General features: G+C 33.4%; 20 protein-coding genes. 10 read left to right on the plus strand and 10 right to left on the minus strand.

Features of this window, described 5'->3' with window-relative positions; all coding sequences use genetic code 11:
• Window positions 1-122: 122 nt before the first annotated feature.
• The gene (locus ABD816_RS03980; protein ID WP_344924963.1) at window positions 123-902 is read left to right on the plus strand and encodes a DUF3298 and DUF4163 domain-containing protein; all 780 of its coding nucleotides are present in this window, start codon (window positions 123-125) and stop codon (window positions 900-902) included.
• 4 nt (window positions 903-906) lie between these two features.
• Here the strand turns inward: ABD816_RS03980 and ABD816_RS03985 are convergent, their stop codons facing one another.
• Window positions 907-1,368, minus strand: a complete 462-nt coding sequence (locus ABD816_RS03985) for a DinB family protein (protein ID WP_344924965.1) — start codon at window positions 1,366-1,368, stop codon at window positions 907-909.
• A 94-nt stretch (window positions 1,369-1,462) separates the two neighbouring features.
• Between ABD816_RS03985 and ABD816_RS03990 the strand changes: the two genes are divergently transcribed.
• Complete coding sequence (locus ABD816_RS03990; protein ID WP_344924966.1) at window positions 1,463-1,810, plus strand: arsenate reductase family protein; 348 nt, start codon at window positions 1,463-1,465, stop codon at window positions 1,808-1,810.
• A gap of 3 nt (window positions 1,811-1,813) precedes the next feature.
• Window positions 1,814-2,704: a DMT family transporter gene (locus ABD816_RS03995; RefSeq protein WP_344924968.1), complete on the plus strand. Its 891-nt coding sequence runs from the start codon at window positions 1,814-1,816 to the stop codon at window positions 2,702-2,704.
• Here ABD816_RS03995 and ABD816_RS04000 read toward each other — a convergent pair.
• Entirely contained in the window at window positions 2,701-3,177 is a 477-nt protein-coding gene (locus ABD816_RS04000) for an acyl-CoA thioesterase (protein WP_344924970.1), read from the minus strand. The genes ABD816_RS03995 and ABD816_RS04000 overlap by 4 nt on opposite strands.
• Window positions 3,178-3,392: 215 nt before the next feature.
• Here ABD816_RS04000 and ABD816_RS04005 point away from each other — a divergent pair, with 215 nt between their 5' ends.
• The 3 genes from ABD816_RS04005 to ABD816_RS04015 all read left to right on the plus strand — a co-directional run bounded on the left by ABD816_RS04005 (window position 3,393) and on the right by ABD816_RS04015 (window position 7,507).
• Window positions 3,393-4,394, plus strand: coding sequence for a bestrophin family protein (locus ABD816_RS04005; RefSeq protein ID WP_344924972.1), 1,002 nt, complete (start codon window positions 3,393-3,395; stop codon window positions 4,392-4,394).
• Window positions 4,394-5,365, plus strand: a complete 972-nt coding sequence (locus ABD816_RS04010; protein ID WP_344924974.1) for a YheT family hydrolase — start codon at window positions 4,394-4,396, stop codon at window positions 5,363-5,365. The genes ABD816_RS04005 and ABD816_RS04010 overlap by 1 nt, the downstream gene beginning before the upstream one ends.
• Before the next feature lie 351 nt (window positions 5,366-5,716).
• The gene (locus tag ABD816_RS04015) at window positions 5,717-7,507 is read left to right on the plus strand and encodes a T9SS type A sorting domain-containing protein (protein ID WP_344924975.1); all 1,791 of its coding nucleotides are present in this window, start codon (window positions 5,717-5,719) and stop codon (window positions 7,505-7,507) included.
• Window positions 7,508-8,044: 537 nt separating this feature from the next.
• Here the strand turns inward: ABD816_RS04015 and ABD816_RS04020 are convergent.
• From ABD816_RS04020 to trhO, 7 genes are all read right to left on the minus strand, one after another.
• The gene (locus tag ABD816_RS04020; protein ID WP_344924977.1) at window positions 8,045-8,701 is read right to left on the minus strand and encodes a CoA transferase subunit B; all 657 of its coding nucleotides are present in this window, start codon (window positions 8,699-8,701) and stop codon (window positions 8,045-8,047) included.
• 191 nt (window positions 8,702-8,892) lie between these two features.
• Window positions 8,893-9,528, minus strand: a complete 636-nt coding sequence (locus tag ABD816_RS04025) for a peroxiredoxin (protein ID WP_344924978.1) — start codon at window positions 9,526-9,528, stop codon at window positions 8,893-8,895.
• A gap of 53 nt (window positions 9,529-9,581) precedes the next feature.
• Window positions 9,582-10,283 (minus strand): CoA transferase subunit A, encoded by a 702-nt coding sequence (locus ABD816_RS04030; RefSeq protein WP_344924980.1) that lies wholly within the window; start codon window positions 10,281-10,283, stop codon window positions 9,582-9,584.
• Between the two features lie 423 nt (window positions 10,284-10,706).
• Window positions 10,707-13,037 carry a penicillin-binding protein 1A gene (locus ABD816_RS04035; protein WP_344924981.1) on the minus strand — a complete coding sequence of 777 codons (2,331 nt, stop codon included), beginning with the start codon at window positions 13,035-13,037 and terminating at the stop codon, window positions 10,707-10,709.
• 3 nt (window positions 13,038-13,040) lie between these two features.
• Window positions 13,041-13,532 carry a gliding motility lipoprotein GldH gene (locus ABD816_RS04040; RefSeq protein WP_344924983.1) on the minus strand — a complete coding sequence of 164 codons (492 nt, stop codon included), beginning with the start codon at window positions 13,530-13,532 and terminating at the stop codon, window positions 13,041-13,043.
• Complete coding sequence (locus ABD816_RS04045) at window positions 13,519-14,814, minus strand: PSP1 domain-containing protein (protein ID WP_344924985.1); 1,296 nt, start codon at window positions 14,812-14,814, stop codon at window positions 13,519-13,521. Before ABD816_RS04045 ends, ABD816_RS04040 begins: the two co-directional genes overlap by 14 nt.
• Window positions 14,815-14,959: 145 nt before the next feature.
• Window positions 14,960-15,991: an oxygen-dependent tRNA uridine(34) hydroxylase TrhO gene (trhO, locus tag ABD816_RS04050; RefSeq protein WP_344924987.1), complete on the minus strand. Its 1,032-nt coding sequence runs from the start codon at window positions 15,989-15,991 to the stop codon at window positions 14,960-14,962.
• Window positions 15,992-16,546: 555 nt separating this feature from the next.
• On the opposite strand from trhO, the gene recA reads away from it, so the two are divergent.
• From recA to ABD816_RS04070, 4 genes are all read left to right on the plus strand, one after another.
• Window positions 16,547-17,560: a recombinase RecA gene (gene recA / locus ABD816_RS04055; RefSeq protein ID WP_344924988.1), complete on the plus strand. Its 1,014-nt coding sequence runs from the start codon at window positions 16,547-16,549 to the stop codon at window positions 17,558-17,560.
• Between the two features lie 239 nt (window positions 17,561-17,799).
• Window positions 17,800-18,237 (plus strand): hypothetical protein, encoded by a 438-nt coding sequence (locus ABD816_RS04060; protein WP_344924989.1) that lies wholly within the window; start codon window positions 17,800-17,802, stop codon window positions 18,235-18,237.
• A 92-nt stretch (window positions 18,238-18,329) separates the two neighbouring features.
• Window positions 18,330-18,878, plus strand: a complete 549-nt coding sequence (locus ABD816_RS04065; protein WP_344924991.1) for an RNA polymerase sigma factor — start codon at window positions 18,330-18,332, stop codon at window positions 18,876-18,878.
• A 2-nt stretch (window positions 18,879-18,880) separates the two neighbouring features.
• A complete protein-coding gene (locus ABD816_RS04070) occupies window positions 18,881-20,491 on the plus strand; it encodes a hypothetical protein (RefSeq protein ID WP_344924993.1) in 1,611 nt (536 codons plus the stop codon).
• 135 nt (window positions 20,492-20,626) lie between these two features.
• Here ABD816_RS04070 and ABD816_RS04075 read toward each other — a convergent pair whose 3' ends face one another.
• On the minus strand, window positions 20,627-21,367 hold the full coding sequence (locus ABD816_RS04075) for a lysophospholipid acyltransferase family protein (protein ID WP_344924994.1): 741 nt from the start codon (window positions 21,365-21,367) through the stop codon (window positions 20,627-20,629).
• Window positions 21,368-21,439 lie beyond the last annotated feature (72 nt).

Genomic DNA, 21,439 nt, shown 5'->3' on the forward strand with positions numbered 1-21,439 from the left:
ATTTGAATGATCTTTCAGGTTTACTTTAAAAAGAATAATTACCTTGCTCTTTTACCCAGTTAACCTAAACAAATGTATGATTTAATTCGTTCTAATCATATTTCGTTAAATACCTTTAGTAGATGATTAACACAAAAATGGCCGTAGTTTTGAAATTGCTTTTTCTAACAGGTGTTTTACTTTCTATGCATAGTTGTACAAAGACAGAACCGCTGATATTTATAGAAAAACCTATTGCTATTGATGATTTTTTTGATTGTGAAACCACAGATTGTGTGGTAACTGAAATTATACTACTACAATGCATACAGGATACTGAAATTGCTGTAAAGGCGAATTTTGAAATAGAAAGAGCCGCTAGCAGTTTGCTAAATATTGATGATGATACGTCTGTTCTAACTTTAGAAGAATCCCTCAGACAATTTAATGTGTCTTATCAAGAAATGAAAGAGGAGTTTCCAGAAGAGATAATTCCTTATGAAGTACGTATTCATACTAACCTAAGTTTTCAAAATAAAGACATACTTTCTATTGGGATCGATTCCTATATCTTTACAGGAGGTGCTCACGGTAGTGAAAGCAAAATTTTTAGTATAATTGATCCCAAAACCGGAAAATCTATGCCAATTTCTTCTTTGTTAAAAGCATATGATCCATTTGTAGAATTTGCAGAAAAAGAATTTAAGAAAACACAAGGGATTCCCGAAACTGAAACAATTAATAGTACCGGATTTTCTTTTGAAGAAGATAAATTTGCACTTCCGTCAACAATAGGAATTACTGATCAGAATATTATTTTATTCTACAATCAATATGAAATCAGTTCATTTGCTGAAGGGCCTGTGGAACTAAAAATTCCGAAGGAAAAAGGGGCACTATTCTTTGTAGTTGATATTTTATAAATTATTAGATGATCTTTTTTAATGCTAGTATATAGCCTAAATGAATTCCTTCATGGAAATTATTAAACATAATAGCGTCTTGAACGGATTTTAAAACAAATCCTGTACTAGTAGGATATGCTCTGTATTCTTTAAAAATAGCATTATCAATATCCACAGAAGTTCTATCTATGACTTTAAAAAGTAACGATTTAATTGTCTCTACTTCTTGCTGGGTAACATCCTCTTCTGCTTTTGTACCTTTCATATACCGCCGTGCCATTTCCTCATCTATTAATAGCGGTAATCCACTTAGTCGATAAACCAATAATTGTTGAGTAACAATTACATGGGCAATGTTCCAGATCAGATTATTGGAAAACCCTTTAGGAACTTTATTGAGTTGCGCTAATGAATGTCCGTCAAGAATTTTTTCTAATATTCTTCTATTCACTCTGGTGATTTCTAACTGATCTTTGATGTCCATAATTCTAATTATTCATAATTTTTAGCCAAAAATATAAGTTTTAATGGTAAATAAATTTCCTTTGTGTTGATTTTAGCATTTAAGTAAAATATCCATGAAAAAAATATACCATCTTTCTACTTGTGACACCTGTAAACGGATTCTTAAAGAATTAAATCCTCCTGCGGATTATACGCTTCAAGACATTAAAAAAAATCCAGTGACACAAGATGAGCTTCAGGAAATGTATGATCGTTCTCAAAGCTATGAAGCTCTTTTTAGCAAAAGAGCGCAATTATATAAAAAGCGAGGTTTAAAAACTCAAAAGCTTACGGAGGAGGATTATAAAAATCTACTTCTGGAGCACTATACATTTTTGAAACGACCTGTAATTCTAATAAATGATCAGATTTTTATAGGAAATGCTCAAAAAACGGTTGAAGCAGCAAAAAATGAACTCTAATAGATGAGTAAAAGATCTTTAGCGCTTACTGCAGCTAGCTTTGCTGCTTTATTTTATGGAGCAAACTATACAATTGCTAAGGATGTTATGCCTGCATATATAGAGCCTTTTGGCTTTATTGTAGTAAGAGTTTTTGGTGCTTCTTTATTATTTTGGTTTATTAGTTTTTGGGGACCCAAAGAAAGAATTGACAAAACAGACTATTTCAGAATTTTTGCAGCGGCTTTCTTTGGTGTAGGACTTAATATGCTTACATTTTTTGAAGGACTTAGTCTTACTTCACCGATTAATGCTTCGGTAATTATGATTAGCGTGCCAATCATTGTATTGGGGCTTTCCACCTTTTTTCTAAAAGAAAAACTAACTTTTCTTAAAATTGTAGGAATGTTAATTGGCTTGTCTGGAGCATTTCTCATTATTGTTTATGGTAAGGGAGACCAAGTAACAGCGGCTAATCCTGCATTAGGCAATTTATTAGTATTTATTAATGCAGTTTCTTATGCTGGTTACATTATAATTGTCAAAAAGATTACCGAGAAATATCATCCTTTTACTTTTATAAAATGGATGTATACCATTGGATTTTTGCTGGTACTTCCTTTCGGGTATAATCAACTAATAGATGTTCAGGTCACCGATATTCCCGTTAGTATTTTTTTAAAAATTGGGTATGTAATTCTTTTTGCAACATTTGGCACTTATATCTGTAACATTTTTGCCATTAGACAATTAAAACCAACTACAGTAGCTGTTTTTATTTATTTACAACCACTCTTAGCATCTGTTTTTGCTATTATGCTGGGAAGCGATCAAATTGATGTTATCAAGATACTGGCTGCCATTCTTATATGTATTGGAGTATATTTGGCAACAAAAAAACCAACTAAAGTTTAAGGTAAATCTTTAGGGATTTTAGCAAACTTTCTAGTATCTTCTTTAGTCAGAATTTTAAAGTCAGAAGGGCGCTCTATTTTTGCCAATAGCAGCTGCATCTCATCTGGTAAGGGACTTAATTTACGAGTATTTAGATCTATCCAAGCACCCATCATTTCGCAATGAGCAAAATTTCTACCTTTATAATCGTAATAATTATGCCTGAATTCGAAGAAAGTGCCATCTTCACTTAAACCTGCCAATTCTAAAGAAACACGAACTGGCTTACCTGAAAAAACTTCTTTAAAATAATAAATGTGTTCATAAAATACAACAGGCCCCATATTAAATTTGCCTAGAGAAGCATGATCGAATCCTGTTTCATTTAAAAACGACATACGTGTATGCGCTGCAAATTCAATATAAGCTTTATTAGCCAGATGCCGGTTAGCATCCATATCATTCCATCTGATTTCAAATTCTTTTAGATACATAATTGGAGTTTATTTATGTAAAAGTACAAAAGATGTATTATGCAAGCATAATAAAGTAATGTTAATATAATACGTTGTATTTTGCCTTTTAAAATAGATTAGCAGATCAGGTATTCTGTTTTTAGAAAAACTGATTAAATATTCAAAAATGATAATAATACATATCAAGCTTTGAATACTTTTAGCGTATTCTTATTTTAGACAAAAAACTATAGATGTATATCAAAAGAAATATTAGCTGGAACATCATTCTGAGATATGCTTGGAAAAATATATTATTTTTTACCATATACACTGCGTGTATTTTTTCGGTATATTACTTTTTGGATTTAAAATTTATTGATATTCCTTTTCAACCGCTTTCTGTAATAGGTATTGCTGTGGCATTTTATATAGGTTTTAAAAATAGTCAAAGTTATGATCGTTTTTGGGAAGGCAGAAAAATATGGGGCGGTATTGTTAATTATAGCAGAACTTGGACAAATCAGATTTTAAGTCTTGTGGATGACAATAAGGAAACAAAAAAAATACTTATTTACAGGCATATTGCATGGATAAATGCACTACGTATACAATTAAGACAACCCAATTCCTTTTCTATACAAGAAAATGCAGCAGTAGAGCGTCTTTTTAAAAAACACGGTGAAAAAAACCCTGCTTGTGATGCGACTAAATCGTTTGTTTCTGAAAATGAATATCAAGACTTACTTAATCGAAAAAATCCTGCAACACATTTAGTGAAAAATCAAGGATTACACGTTAAAGAATTATTAGATACTGGTAAAATTACTGAATTTGATAAGCAGCTTCTTCATGGAGTATTGGAGGAATTATATAATCTTCAAGGCAAATGCGAAAGAATTAAAAATACTCCATTTCCACGTCAATATGCATATTTTAGTACGGTTTTTACTTGGATCTTTGTATTGTTACTTCCTTTTGGTTTATTAAATGTTTTCGAAAATGAAATGCATGATATGTCGGAACACTTTAAATCATGGTTTATTTTTTTAATGATTCCTTTATCTGTTTTAATTTCCTGGATTTTTACAACTATGGAGAAAATAGGTAGTAATAGTGAAGACCCTTTTGAAGGCAGAATCAATGATGTCCCTATGACTGCATTATGTAAGACGATAGAAATTGATCTACGGGATATGTTGGATGAAAAAGAACTACCAGAAAAAGAAAAACCAAAAGATAATATACTTTATTAATGCCTGTAGTGCCCTCATTATATAAGCCGCCTTACTTATTCAGAAATAATCATTTTTCGACTATTTACCCTAATCTTATTAGAAAGGTGAAAGGAGTAGTTCACGATAGAGAGCGAGTAGAATTAATAGATGATGATTTTATAGACCTTGACTGGAGTTATGCGATTGATCAAAATTGCTCGGATCTTACGATCGTTATACACGGATTAGAAGGGAATGCGCAACGGCATTATATGTTGGGGTTAATTAAACAGCTCAATCAAAGTAATCGAAATGTAGCTGCTATTAATTTGCGCAATTGTAGTGGAGAAGTAAATAGACAGTATAAATCTTATCATGCAGGAGCTAGTGACGACCTGGATGCTATCATACAACACATTTTACAGAAGTATTCATATACATCCATTACTTTAGTGGGTTTTAGTTTGGGAGGAAATTTAATGCTCAAATATTTAGGTGAAAAGAGATTGATTCCGAGTCAGGTGATGGCTGCAGTAGCGATTTCCGTGCCTTGCGATCTATATAATTCTTTATCAGAAATTAATAAGCCTCATAACTATATCTATCAAAAACGGTTCCTCACGAATTTGAAAGCTAAATTATTAGAACGACAAAAAGTTTTTTCTGATAATATAAATAAGGAGGAGATCAATGCTTGTAGATCCCTTATAGACATTGATAATTTGTATACTAGTGTAGCTCATGGTTATCAAGATGCTATAGACTATTATACAAAATGTAGTAGTTTGCAGTTTTTACAAAACATCAATATTCCTACACTTATTCTCAATGCTAAAAATGATTCTTTTCTTGGTGAAAGCTGTTATCCGATAGAAAAGGCAGAGAAAAATCCTAATTTATTTCTTGAAATGCCTGATTATGGTGGCCATGTTGGCTTTTATCTTTCTGGCGAATCCTATTACAGCGAGTATCGTACCATTGATTTCTTAGAAACTTATAATTCAATCTAATTTTAGTTTTTAATTCTTACAATTAAATTTTTATTTATTGTTTTTGTAAGACTTCCTATTAATATAAAGAAGCAAAATTCTCTTTTTTATAATAACAGTTTCTAATAGATTTACAAATGTTACCTGTACTTTCCTTTTGCGATAAGCTCAAAATACAACTATCACTTAGTTAATTCGGTTATTTGTTGCCTTATAAATCTATCATTCACAAGGTTTTTTATTAATTTTTTTAAGAAAATAAACTTTTTGCAATTGTAGAGGTCTAATAATAAGTTGTATATGAAATAGTGGTTTACGTAATATTTTCATTTTGTATGTAACACAGAATTACTCACAAATCAACACATACTTATGAAAATTTTTAGAACATCCATTTTTGGTATTATAACAATGGTTATGGTAATAAGTTTAACAGCACAAACCAATAGTCAATTTGGTCCTGATGGTTTTGTCAAAATAGCGGAAGGTATAGGGGGATTTACTGGCATTATTGATGGCGGAGATCGATTTGGCAGAGATCACGACATAGTTGGTGATGTTAATAATGACGGAGTAGCAGACATGGTAATAGGAGCAAGGTCTGATGATGATGGAGCTACAGATGCAGGCGCTGTGTATATTTTGTTTCTAAATAATGATGGAACCGTGCAATCTCATCAAAAAATATCTATGATAGAAGGTGGATTTACCGAAACATTGACTGAAGGTAATTTTTTTGGTTATGGCGTTGCTGGGATAGGGGATTATGATAATGATGAAATTCCGGATATAGCTGTTTCTGCACCTTCTGCACCAAATACTGCTATGTATGTTATTCATCTCAATAATGATGGTACGGTAAAAAGTTACGTTAAAAATGTTGGCGTAATTGCGCAGGGATTATCCGCTATAGGAGATCTTAATGAAGATGGAAGGATTGATTTAGTAGCGTGCAACCCAGCATCGGATGAGGGTGGCACAAATAGAGGTAGTATTAGTATCTTATTTTTAGATATATCTTCACAAATTATTGACTCCAGTACGGTTACTATTGACTCCAATAACGGAGGTTTTGGAACTGGTCTGGAAGATGGTGATGAATTTGGAGGTAGAGAGGTTGCTATGCTTGGTGATCTAGATGAGGACGGTACTAAAGAGCTCGCAGTGGGTGCTTTCATGTCTGATGCAGGAAAAGGCGCCGTTTGGATACTTTCTTTAAATGCTACGGATTATAATGTAGTCTCCAAATTAAAAATTACGGAAGGGTTAAATGGATTCACAGATACATTAACAACAGAGATTAATCCCAATGGATCGTTTGGAGCACAATTTGGTCACGCGTTGTGTAGCCCTGGTGACCTTAATGGAGATGGAATCAATGACTTGATTACTGGAGCAAATCAACAATATGAAGGATGGTTATATATTTTATATTTAAATAATGATGGAACTGTAAAAACCTATACGCGTATAAACGATGCCGATGGCGGTTTTGATTTGACACTCGATGCAGAGGAAAGGTTTTCTCGTTCGATTTCATTTGCTGGTGACCTGAGAGATGATGGAAGCATTGCTGTAAATATTGGAGGAGGCGCAGGAATTGATGGAGCACTATATGTGCTATTTTTTAACCCTTGTGAATTTACAGAAGAACCGGGTTTTAATTTTTGGAGTGGAGGAGATACGTTATTTACCAATTGGAGCCACGAAGATCAGACAGTAACAGGACCCTTAACTTTTGAGCAATGTAATGTAAAAGCTTTTGAAACGGATGCTGCATATATTACTTACAAAGAAAGTGATGGAAGATGTATCTGTAAATCGGCTAATGCTATATTAACATCTAGTGAAGAATTAAGTTCTGCTTATACGAACTCCTGTTATAGTGACTTCGCACTTTCTATCGCTGATTTGGAAAATTATAATTCAATGAATTTATATCCTAATCCAACGAGTTCTATGTCTTATATAGATTTTTCTGCATTAAATATATCTGAGAATGATCAGGTGGATGTGTATTCAATAACTGGAGAACTAATATATCAAACCTCTATTAAACAAGAAATAATGTCTATAGATACATCTCTGCTTAGTGTGGGAGTTTATTTTGTCTACATTAATATAGACAATGACTTGACCTGTTATAGATTGGTCAAAATGTAAAGAAAAAAACCTGTTAAACTATTTATAGTTTAACAGGTTTTTCTATCGCTACTTGGGGGAGTTACGATACGTAATTTTAATAAAAATTACATAAACAAAAATACTTTTTTAGCTAAATGCATACAATTAGAAATTAGAACAATTGTAGGTTTAACTGATTTTTGTAAATTATTAATGCGCTTTTTCATAATAGAACGAATGTGTGGGGGTTATACTTAATATTAATTTTCTTTAATTTTTAAATCCATATAATAATATGGTTTGCTTACACTACAAAGATGCAAAACATTTTACAAAAACACGTTTAAATACATAAAAAATCGATGAAATACACTAAATTTTAACATTTAAAACTTATTTTACCTTTTTGTTATTAAAGTAAAGGTTTAAGTTCATTGATTTCTTGACATTTTGAGAGTTATTTCTTACAAACATGATGATTTAGAAATGCACTACAATATAACGAATCTTTTTTGAAATTATTATTCGTGCCTAAATATTTAAAAAGCGTTTCTTTCTGAAGAGAATTTGTGACTTTCAGCTCAAATCCATTTCCGGAATATTTCCTTTAATTATTAAAGATCCTTCTGTGGCATTTTGGATATCGATTATACTCACTCCAGGAGCTCTTTCTAATAATTTAAATCCCTCGTTAGTAATCTCTAGCACAGCCATATTTGTGACTACTTTTTTTACACATTTTACGCCAGTTAACGGCAGAGAACATTTTTTTAATAATTTTGAAGCACCTGCTCTATTGGTATGCATCATAGCTACAATAATATTTTCAGCACTAGCTACTAAATCCATAGCACCTCCCATTCCTTTAACCATTTTACCAGGGATTTTCCAATTAGCAATATCTCCATCTTCTGAGATTTCCATCGCTCCAAGTACCGTAAGATCTACATGTTGACCTCTTATCATGTTAAAGCTGGTGGCAGAATCAAAAAAAGAAGCTCCTGGTAATGTAGTAATCGTTTGTTTTCCTGCATTAATTATGTCAGCATCTTCTTCTCCTTCAAAAGGGAAAGGTCCCATTCCTAATACTCCATTTTCACTTTGGAACTCAACTTCTATTCCTTCTGGTATATAATTAGCGACTAATGTGGGGATCCCTATCCCTAAATTCACGAAATATCCATCCTGAAGTTCTTTTGCAATTCTTCTTGCAATTCCATTTTTATCAAGCATAGTTATAAAATTATCATTTTATGAAAACTGAAAAGATTGATAATATGTAGCAAAACAGAAAACAATACAGTTACCTGTTTTGCTACATATTATGTTGTATTTCTTTCTCAGATTTGTAATTGTTTTCTTATTTGAATACATCCCACTTAATTATGACCTCTATAATTCATATCTATTTGTATGTTTATGTTTTACTTAGGTTGTGGAGTCATTCGCAAATAGGGTTTGATTTCTTTATGACCCTTTGGAAATAAGTCAGGTATTTCCTCATTGCTAACAGATGGTGAAATTACACAATCGTCTCCCTGTTTCCAATTAGCAGGCGTCGCTACTTTATGATATGCCGTTAATTGTAGAGAATCAATCACTCGTATAAGCTCATCAAAGTTACGCCCGGTAGAAGCAGGGTATGTAATTGTTAGTTTTATCTTTTTGTCCGGTCCGATCACAAAAACAGAGCGCACTGTTAGCTGACTATCTGCTTTAGGGTGAACCATATCATATAATTCAGATACCTTTCTATCCTCATCCGCAATTATTGGAAAATTAACGGTAGTATGCTGAGTTTCATTAATGTCTTTGATCCAACCATGATGCGATTCTATTCCATCGACACTTAATGCCGCAACTTTTACATTACGTTCATTAAATTGATCGCTGTATTTTGCTACAGTTCCTAATTCTGTAGTACAAACGGGAGTGTAATCTGCCGGGTGCGAAAATAAAATGCCCCAACTGTCTCCTAACCATTCATGAAAATCAATTTGTCCTTCTGTTGTTTCTGCTGTGAAGTTAGGTGCTTCATCACCTAATCGTAATACTGCCATGATATATGTTTTAAGATTTATATAAGTCTCCAGATCTTCATTCTCTTCTGGAATCAGTTATTTTTTCTAACGGTGCGTTGTTCAATTCTTTTCTCATAGTGTTTGCCCTGAAATATACGTTGAACAAAAATTCCAGGAATATGAATATGATCAGGGTCCAGGCTTCCTGCAGGTACTAGTTCTTCTACTTCTGCAACGGTAATTTTTGCTGCACCACACATACATGGATTGAAATTGCGTGCAGTTCCCTTAAAAATTAAATTTCCAGCCTCATCACCCTTCCAAGCTTTTACAAACGCATAATCAGCCTGAAAAGCATGTTCCAGAATATACATTTTACCATTAAATTCTCTAGCTTCTTTTCCTTGATCGACTTCTGTACCGTATCCCGCGGGTGTATAAAAAGCAGGAAAACCTCCCTGAGCAGCTCTACATCGTTCTGCTAATGTTCCTTGCGGAATTAATTCTACATCCAATTCGCCACTGAGCATCTGGCGTTCGAATTCTTCATTCTCACCTACGTAAGAAGAGATCATTTTTTTGATTTGTTTTTGTTGTAGTAGTAATCCTAAACCAAAATCATCAACTCCTGCATTATTTGAAATACAGGTGAGCTGTTTTATATTCTTTCTTACTAATTCTGCAATGGCATTCTCAGGAATTCCGCAAAGTCCAAAACCTCCTAGCATAAAAGTCATGTTGTCTTTTACACCTTCTGTAGCTTCAGTTACGCCGGATACTGTTTTACGAATCATAGTGTTCAATTTTTTCATTTTAAAAGTACTAAAAATTGAACACTAAATCGTTTGAATACTGGTAGTTTTAGGAATTAATTAGTATTGTATAGGTAGGAGCCTGAACACAGGCCAAGAATCAATATTAGTATGAATAAATTTATTTAAAGATCTTGCTAGCATTTGTAGTAAAACGATTATTAAAATCCCGCACTAATGCTACAAAATAAATCTGTTGAAGTCATGGTAAATAGAGAATGTAATATGAATGTTTTAATCAACAGAATTTCTAGATGCTTTGCCTCAAGTTTAGTTCATAGAATCAGGAGAAAAGGAGTCATGCCTTCCGATTTTTGAAACAAAGAGGTCTTATTATTAATACATTTTATTAATACATTGTACCCTTGAGTTGGGATAGTTGATTACATCAAGTTTTTTTTTTTCTTAAAAGCCAAGTTCATCACTTCCGGTATCTTCAATGCTATTTTTCTTTTTATACTCATCGCAATCCGTCTCAATACTTAGGCTCTCAGGTCTGCTAAAGCCCTTTTTAGAAATTTTAAGTGTTTCGTCTTCATAGCACTTTTTCATATAAGTACCCCATATTGGCAGAGCCATGGTAGCTCCTTGTCCATAAGTGGTAGAAGCAAAATGAACGGCTCTATCATCTCCACCTACCCATACTCCTGTACATAGATTAGGAACAATCCCCATAAACCAACCATCACTTTGATTCTGTGTAGTTCCTGTTTTTCCAGCAATGGGATTTCTAAATTCATACGGGTGTCCCGTCATTACATTTTTATAAATATACTGATCAGATTTTCGACTTCTAAGACGAGCCCCAGATCCTGATTGCGTTACACCTTCCATCAAATTAAGAGTTACATAGGCAGCCTCTTTGCTTATCACATCTCTGGTTTCTGGTTCGAATTGATATAAGGTAGTTCCATTCTTATCTTCTATACTGGTAATCATCACCGGTTTATTATAGACCCCTTCATTAGCAAAAGTACTATAAGCACCTACCATTTCTGAAAGTTTAAGGTCTACCGATCCCAGTGCGATTGACGCTACCGGAGCGATTTCTGATGTTATTCCTGCTTTTTTTGCTAATCTAAGAATAGGCTCAGGTCCTATTCTATCCATTAAACGAGCAGAAATTGTATTTACTGAATTTGCCAAGGCTCTTTTAAGAGAATAATATCCAGTATATTTTCCATCACTGTTCTTAGGAGACCAATCTTCTGTGACTCCATGAGATCCTGCGGGAATTGTTATTTGAGACATAGGTAAAGTATCACAGGGAGATAATTTAAGCTGATCAATAGCAGTCGCATATACAAAAGGCTTAAAAGTAGACCCTACCTGGCGTGTACCCTGGTACACATGATCGTACTGAAAATGCTTAATATCAATTCCTCCTACCCAAGCTTTTACCTGTCCTGTCTGGGGTTCCATAGACATCATACCAGAACGCAAGAATTTTTTGTAATACAAAATAGAATCTCTGGGAGTCATAATAGTATCAATATCTCCTTTCCAGGAAAAAATTTTCATTTCTGTTTCAACATCAAACGATTTTAGAATATCCTCCTCGGATTTGTCTTCTGCGAGCATTTTTCTTCTTCTCTCAGAAGAACGAATTGCTCTATTTATAATCCCTTCTATTTCTTTTTTATTAAGATCTCTAAAAGGAGATGTTTTATTTTTTAATTCTCGTTTATCAAATTCTTTTTGCAGATTAGCCATATGACTATGCACTGCCTCTTCTGCATATTTCTGCATTCTGGAGTCGATAGTGACATTAATTTGCAGACCATCTCTATAAATATTATAGAATTCTTTTTTTCCTTCGTCATTTACTCCTTTTGGGTTTTTGCTTACCCAAGTAGCCATCCAGCTTCTTACATATTCTCTAAAATAGGTGGCAATTCCATCTGCATGTCCTTCTGGAGCATAATCTAATTTCATTGGTAGCTGTTGCAGGCTATCTTTTTCTTCTACAGTCAAATAGTCATACTTGGCCATTTGTGCTAACACTACATTTCGTCTGTTTTCAACCATTTCAGGTCTCCTCAACGGATTAAAAAGAGCAGAGTTTTTTAACATACCTACAAGCATTGCCGCTTCTTCTGTTTTTAATTCTTTTGGCCCTTTATTAAAATAAATACGTGATGCTGAACTAATACCAATTGCCTGATTCAAAAAGTCATACTTATTGAGATACATAGTCATGATCTCATCTTTGGTATATTGACGTTCTAATCTGGTAGCAATAACCCATTCTTTAATTTTTTGTGTATACCTCTGCCAACCTTTGGTTTTAGTGCCGTGAAAAAGTTGTTTTGCCAGTTGCTGCGTGAGTGTACTCGCTCCTCCTTTTGTGCCCATAAATACAAAAGCTCTTAAAGTACCTCTGCCATCAATACCAGAATGTTTATAATATCTAGCATCTTCTGTAGCAACTAAAGCCTCTACTAAATGTTGAGGCAAGCTTTCGAAACTTACAGGAGTTCTGTTTTCTTTAAAGAAAGTACCAATTTGCGCTCCATCAGAAGATATAATCTGAGTAGCCAGATCGTTTTGCGGATTTTCTAATTCATCAAATCCAGGCATTTCTCCAAAAGCACCCCAGCTTGCTAGTAAAAACAGAAAGATTACAGAAAGAAGCCCTGTTGCAAAAAGGATCCAAAACCATTTTATATAGGTTAGTACATTTACTGGAGATTTTGCTCCTTTTTTCTTTGTTGATTTGGGTGTTGCTTTTGCCATGTATTAAGGGTTTTTTGCAAATTCTATTCTAAAACCTATATCTGTAATTCCTTCAAGAGACTGTATTCCGGGTACTTCTCCGTTTTTTCTCATTGCATGTTGTAATACTATTTTATACTCACCTTCTTCAGTAAACCTAACATGCTCTTTATACCAAAGTTTACTTTCTTTAAGATCAGTAAAACCTGTGCCCAACCAATTTCCATCAGGAGCTGCCATCTGATATTCTAATGTATCTGTTATTATCTTTCCATTAGGAAATTTCATTTCGCTAATTAAAAATAAATTACTGTACTGATAAGCATCCGTATTACGTACATTAATAAATAAATTGTAGGTTTTTAAAGAGTCTAATTTTGGTAGAGTAAAATCAATTTTTTCTGACGCTTCCCAACTTTCAGCTACTGTTTTATATTGATCAAAAACCTGAGCATCATCACAAGAAATGATACCAATACATATAAAAGACAGTATAAAAAATCTAAGCTTTGTCATTATTTTTACCCTGCTGTGGTTTACGTCTTCTATTGGACTGACTACTTTTTTTATTTGGTGATTTGTTTTCAGTATTTCTTGATTTCCCTTTAGAAGCATGCTGCTTTTGTACATTGTTTTTTATTGCTTCACTTTTTGGTTTGTTTTTAGTATTACGATTTCGCTTTTTCTTTCTTCTATTACTCTTTTTAGGTTGATCAAACCTGGTCAAACTGTCTTGTCCTACAACGTTTTCAAAATCAACTTTAGTATCTGCTAATAGCTCTGAAGCAAATTCTTCAAGACTTGCTACTGTTTCCTTGTTATTGTTAGCTTCTATAATCTCATTTGCATGGGCTACAGAAATCATATGCCAATTCATCCATTCGCCTTCATAGGCATACCATAAATATCCTTTAAAAATATCAATTTTTTGAAAAACTGCAGTTCCCTTTTCGGTTCTTAGTTTTATATCTGTTTTAGGAAATTCTTTGAGTGCGTCAATATAGGAATCTAATTCATAATTAAGACAACACTTTAATTTTCCACACTGCCCGGCTAATTTCTGAGGGTTTAATGATAATTGCTGATATCGTGCAGCGCTTGTATTTACGGATCTAAAATCAGTAAGCCATGTAGAACAACATAATTCGCGTCCACAAGATCCTATGCCTCCCAGTCTTGCAGCTTCCTGACGAAAACCAATCTGACGCATTTCTATCCTTGTGTTAAATTCTTGTGCAAATTCTTTAATCAGCTGTCTGAAATCTACGCGATCTTCTGCAGTATAATAAAAAGTACATTTAGAACCATCTCCCTGAAATTCTATATCAGAAATTTTCATTTGCAACTCTAATCTAATAGCGATCTGACGTGCTCGTACCTTCATAGGTTCTTCGCGATCACGGGCTTTTTGCCAGATATCAATATCTTTTTGGGAAGCTTTTCTGTAGATTTTCCTAACCTCTTCACTCTCCACATCCACCTTTTTCTTTTTCATCTGGATACGGACTAGCTCACCAGTCAGTGTTACCATACCAATATCGTGTCCTGGAGATGATTCTGTTGCGACGATATCTCCAATACTCAAAGAAAGATTTTCCGTGTTTTTAAAAAACTCTTTTCTACCATTTTTAAACCGGATCTCAACACAATGAAATGGAGATACGCCACTAGGAAGCGACATATTCGATAACCAATCAAAAACGGTTAACTTATTACAGCCATCTGTACCACAAGTACCATTGTTTTTACATCCTTTTGGCTGTCCGTCTTTCCCGGAGGAACAACTACTACACCCCATATTATTTTATATATTGAAACCTGCTTGCAATGCATTGCAGCAAATATGATTCTTATTTAGATCAGACACTTTATATGTCCGATATCTTGATCGATAAAGATACTGTGATTTCTTTTAATTCCATAGTATCTATATCATTTTAGTATTATTGCTTGTATTTCAATACTTCTGAACGTCCCTTTTTAAAGATCTTATTACTATTTCCTTTACCTTTTCTTAATTCTTTTTGTTCCTCATAAGAAAGGCTGTTAATCTCTTTACAGGCTACTGAGCAACAGGTATTCATGGCTTCAGAACAAGCCTCACATTGAATAAATAACAAGTGACAAGCTTCATTAGCACAATTGACATGTACATCACACGATTGCCCACACTGATGGCAGTGAGCGATCACATCATCTGTAATTCGTTCTGCTCTGCGATGGTCAAAAACAAAATTTTTGCCCATAAATTTATTTTCTAGACCTTGTTCTTCTACCTGTCGGGCGTATTCTATAATTCCACCTTCCAGCTGAAATACATTTTTAAATCCTTTATGTTTATAATAAGCACTGGCTTTTTCACATCTAATTCCTCCTGTGCAGTACATAACCAGTTTCTTATCTTCTTTATGATCTTTTAAGTCTTCTTCTATTAGGTCAAGAGAGTCTCTAAAAGTATCTACATCAGGGGTCACTGCTCCTCTAAAATGACCAATCTCACTCTCGTAATGATTGCGCATATCTACCAATACGGTATCAGGATCTTCGATTAATTCATTAAAAGTAGAGGCGTTTACGTGTATTCCTTTATCCGTTACATCAAAAATTCCATCATCCAGTCCATCAGCAACAATTTTAGTACGAATTTTTACTTTAAGCTTTAGAAAAGATTTGATATCCTGCTCACGAGCGATATTAAGACGCACATTTTTTAAAAAAGAGATACTATCTAAGTGTTTTTTAAAAGCTTCAAAATCAGGAGCAGGTACCGATAATTGTGCATTAATACCTTCTTTGGCTACATAGATTCTGCCTAAAACATTTAATTCATTCCAGTGTATGAAGAGATGATTTCTGAATATTTCAGGATTTTTTATATGCGCATATGTGTAAAAAGAGAGCGTTAACCGTTCCGTTCCGGCTTCATCAATGAGAGCTGCCCTTTCCTTAGCGCTTAATTTGTTGTACAGTTGCATGCTATACCTACATTTTTAAGTTAAAAGAAATAATTATAATGGCAAAAATACAAACTCCTATGATTAAAATCAAATAAGATACCTATCTATCCGTTTGTCTGAGGCATTGCTGATTTTGCAATAAAGTTTGTTCAATAAAAAATGCCTTGAAAATTAATTTTCAAGGCATTTTTTTGGCTAATTCGTTATTTAATTTACTGTACTTCAATTGTAACGATTAAAATTAAATAACGAAGCTAACCACCTTCTACAATACAATTACTGATTGTTGTAGTTGTGCAACCTGTTAAATTATATTGTATGACTTTTTTAAGAAATTTCATCTTACATCTTCTTTCTTTCTAGTTTGTTCTATCTTGCTTTATGTAGTAGATACTGAAATAGAGAAAGGGTTGCGTTGTGTTACTAAAATTTTATTTTTATATCTCAAAATCACTTTTAATGGATCCATTTTCATTGTTAATAAATTAGTTGTATTAGTCTGATTTTTAAAATGGGTTTGCAAAAAACTTATAGTATTTTAGCGAAAATCAATTAAAAAAGAAAAGTAAGCGCATGGGTACTGATAAAGAAAAAGATGAAAAATTAAAAGCGTTAAAACTAACTTTAGATAAGCTTGATAAGGCTTACGGAAAAGGTACGGTGATGAAAATGGGTGATGCTGCTATACAAGAAGTAGAGGTAATTTCGACTGGGTCTTTAGGGTTGGACTTAGCTCTGGGTGTAGGAGGATATCCAAAAGGAAGAGTTATAGAAATTTTTGGTCCGGAATCATCAGGTAAAACTACGCTAACATTACATGCCATAGCGCAGGCTCAAAAAGCTGGAGGTATAGCTGCTTTTATAGATGCTGAGCATGCATTTGATCGTTTTTACGCACAAAAATTAGGGGTTAATATTGATGATCTTATAATTTCTCAACCTGATAATGGAGAGCAAGCCCTTGAGATTGCTGATAACCTGATTCGATCTGGTGCAATTGATATTATTGTAATTGATTCTGTTGCCGCATTAACACCAAAGAGTGAGATCGAAGGAGAAATGGGGGATTCTAAAATGGGACTTCATGCGCGATTAATGTCTCAGGCATTAAGAAAGCTAACTGGTTCTATCAGTAAAACCAATTGTACGGTTATGTTTATTAACCAGCTTCGTGAAAAGATTGGTGTGATGTTTGGTAACCCTGAAACTACCACGGGTGGAAATGCACTAAAATTTTATGCTTCTGTACGATTGGATATTCGTCGATCTACACAGATTAAAGACAGTAATAGCGAAGTGCAGGGAAATAAAACAAGGGTGAAGATTGTTAAGAATAAAGTAGCACCACCTTTCAGAACTGCAGAATTTGATATTATGTATGGTCAGGGGATTTCTAAAGTAGGAGAGATTATTGATATAGGTGTAGACTATGAGATCATTAAGAAAAGCGGTTCATGGTTTAGTTATCAAGATACAAAACTAGGTCAGGGTCGCGATGCAGTAAAAAAATTACTACTTGATAATCCAGAACTTATGGAAGAGCTAGAAGAAAAAATTAAAGAAGCGATAAAAATTATAAAAGAATAAACAGGTGTTTGTATCGATTGTTAAAAATCCCGATTTTTCGGGATTTTTTTTGTTTATAAAATATAATAATGCCACTTTTTGATTTACATTGCAAAACTTACTTCTTTTTGTGTTTAGGTATAATGGTAAAGACTCAATTTTGAGTTCGTTAAAAAAAAACTAAAAAAACAAACGCAACCTAATTTGTTTTCAGCCATCTTTAAATTACATGTGAAGTGCCATACCCAAAATTAAAAGTCATGAGAAAAATATTAATTTTTACCCTTCTTGTCTTTTCAGCTTGCCTTACCAGCTGTTTAGGTGATGATGATGGTACTAATTTTTTTTTTGAATTAGTGCCCATAGAAGAAGTAGATATTCCAGAGGAATTTGTAAGAAATGAAACTTACGAAGTGTCTGTTTTTTATTACAGACCTTCTGATTGCCATTCTTTTAGTGGTTTCGAATTAGAAACCCTTGATAATCAACTTACATTAGCTGCGGTGAATGTTGTTTTTAATGATCGTGAATGTATAGATATTGAACCTACAGAATTAATTGAAGAGAAGCTAAATTTTATCGTAGGATCTGAAGAATCATATATTTTTAATTTTTGGAAAGGTACGAACGATCAGGATGAAGGTGAATTTATAACGATAGAAGTTCCTGTTGTAGAGGAGGCTTCTACAACAGATTAGCGAATACCAATTAAAGAGTAAAATCAGACGTTTATTGGTTTGTTTTATAGTTGATTGGATATTTATTTTTTTAACTAAAACAAGGGCGATTGGTGAGTTTAGACCAACTCATAAAAAAGTGTAAAAAGCAAGATGCTAAGGCGCAAGAACAATTGTATAGATTATATGGTAGTAAATTATTTTCTATCTGTTTAAAATATTCTAACAATTATGCGAGTGCTGAGGATACATTGCAGGATGCATTTATTACAATTTTTGATAAAATAGCTCAATATAAGGGTAAAGGCTCTTTTGAAGGTTGGATAAAAAGAATCACGATCAATACTGCACTACAAAAGTTTAGAAAACAAAAGGTGTTTGAAATTATTAGTGAAGAACAAATAGAAGAAGTAGAAGTAGAGGTGCAGGAAGATGAGATTTCTCTCGATTTTCTTCTAGAAATTGTTCAACAATTACCAGATCGTTATCGCTTGGTATTCACCCTGTATGTGCTAGATGGGTACTCCCATAAAGAAATTGCTGGAATGTTGACAATTTCTATTGGAACCTCTAAGTCCAATTTGGCAAGAGCCAGAAATATATTGAAAGAAAAAATAGAAACAAATCAAGAACAACTGCGCGTTCAGTCATTAGAAGGATGATTATGAATGAAAAGAAGAATATAGATCGATTATTTCAGGAGAAATTCAAAAATTTTGAAGTGACTCCTGATGATTCTGTTTGGGAAAAAATTAACTCAAAAAGGGGAAGTAAAAAACGGGTATTGATATTACCTTTATGGTATCGTATTACTGGAGTAGCAGCATTAGTAGCAGCGATTTTGTTAATAGGTTCTTTTCTTATCCCAAATAATTCTCAACAAGAACAGGTGGTTGTCAACCCATCCATAGAAAAAGTGAATGAGACGCCTACAGATGATTTACTTAAAGCTCCTGATACTCCTAAAGAACTTGTTAATATTCCTGATAAGTCAAATAGAGAATACAAAAAAGATGTTTTGCAAAATGTTGATATAAAAAATGAAGTTTTAACTACGAATACAATAAAAACAGATAACTCAACAAAAGAAAGTATTACACCGATTGTGTCTGCAGAAGAAAAGACTTCTATCACGAGCTTGACTGGTCACAATGATGCGAACCAACAAAAAAATAGTGTTGTTGCGAGTCGTAGCACAAAGAGTCAGGATGTCGTTACGCAACAAGAAAGAATATTAGATCAAGCTCAAGAAAAAGCGGGTGTTTCTTTAAACTCTGATACACATCCTTCACATACTAAGAATCATAATATCGTGACAAATGATTTTTTGTTTAATACTGTTGAAAATGACAGTATAACGATCAGGAAAAAGAAAAATTTAATTGCTGGTAGTACTCTGGATCAGGATTTTAGAGTTGAAGATAATATTGTTGAAAGGAAAACCAAAACAGATTCGTTACAAGCAGACGAGCCAGTTTCTGCAAAAACGTCGATTTTTGATGCTATTATAGAAAAAGATGAGGTTGCTAAGTTAGCACAGACATCTAGTGATAAAAAGTGGGATATTGCGCCTACTGTTGCCCCGGTATATTACAATCCAACAGGAAATGCATCAACGGTAGATTCTGAGTTTTCTGACAATTCTAAAAACGGACAGATAAATATGAGTTATGGCGTACAGATAGCTTATAATCTAAATAAAAAAATAAGTATTAGATCTGGTGTCAATAAATTAGATGTTGGTTACAATACAGGAGGTATAGGTTTTTCTGCAACAACTGCACAGAAGCGTGAAGAAGGTATCGATTATAATACAAATTCTCAAAACATAGAAATCTTTGATTTTGTAAATCAACAAGGGTCTGAATCAAGCTTTGATGAATTAGGTAGTAGAAATCTTAGTACAGAACAAAATCTGGGATCACTTAACCACAGGCTTGGGTATATTGAAGTTCCGTTAGAAATGACGTATGCTTTTAGCGATAAGAAATTTGGGGTGCGTATGATAGGAGGTGTTAGTACGTTATTTCTGGAGGATGATGAAGTCTCTATAATAGCAGGTGATTTTAAAACCAATTTAGGGGAAGGAACTAATGTGAATAATGTTAGCTTTAGTGGTAATGTAGGATTAGGATTAAATTATAAAATATCAGAACAATTCCGGATTAATATGGAGCCTATTTTTAAATACCAGTTTAACGGGTTTAAAGAGACTGCAGAAGATTTTAAACCTTATTATTTTGGAGTATATACAGGAGTGAGTTTCGAATTTTAATAGCACATTTGTTTCTGAATTAGGAGATAAATAGTGACAAAGTATATAGCGTTAGAGTTGTTTAGTTACATCATAGCAATGATGGCAAAGCTGTTTCTGAAAAAGAACAGCTTTTGTTATTTTAGCACTTTTATATTATAACTTCTCTGATTGTAATTTGTTTAGAATAATAGTTCTGGTCGTGGTATTTAATTCTCTCTTATTCTCTTGTGTTAACCCAAAAGTCGGAATTTCTTTGTGAATATAAGCTCTCATTTCACCGGGGCTTCCACTTAGGAAAACATATGAAAATCGTTTTTTATTATCCATAAATGTCAAAGGAAGAATAGGAATCTGATGGTCTATAGCTAATCTAAAAGCTCCATCTTTAAACTCATCCAGTATAAGAGATTCATCATCAGAAATTCCTCCTTCTGGAAAGATGCAAATACTCGTGCCACTATTTAATCTTGCTTGAGCGCGGTCAAAAACTTCTTTTCTGCTTTTTTGACTATTTCTATCTACTAAAATACAAGTGCGTTTATAGAAAAATCCAAACACCGGAATTTTTGTTAATTCTTTTTTGCCAACAAAAACAAATGGATTTTTGACACAATACAGCATTAGCATAATATCTGCCATAGAAGTATGATTAGCGACAAACATATAGCTCTTATCAGAGTCTATTTTTGCTTCTTTCTTTATTTTAGGGATAAAACCAGTTCCATATAACACAATGGCTGCCCAAAGTCTTGCTACCACAAAGAAATGTGGATACCATTGTTCTCTGGATGTCAATAGTAACAAAACCGGAAATAAAACCAGTATAGGAATTGCCATCATGATATAAAACCAGATACGCCATAATGTAAGTAATAGATATCTAAGAATAATCATACGCGCAAAAATACACAATTGACTTGAGGTATGTAGACAAAAAAAGTACCTTTGCTAGAAACTCAAAATTAC

Origin of the sequence: Aquimarina addita, assembly GCF_039539305.1 — a bacterium.
In the GTDB taxonomy this organism is placed as follows: domain Bacteria; phylum Bacteroidota; class Bacteroidia; order Flavobacteriales; family Flavobacteriaceae; genus Aquimarina; species Aquimarina addita.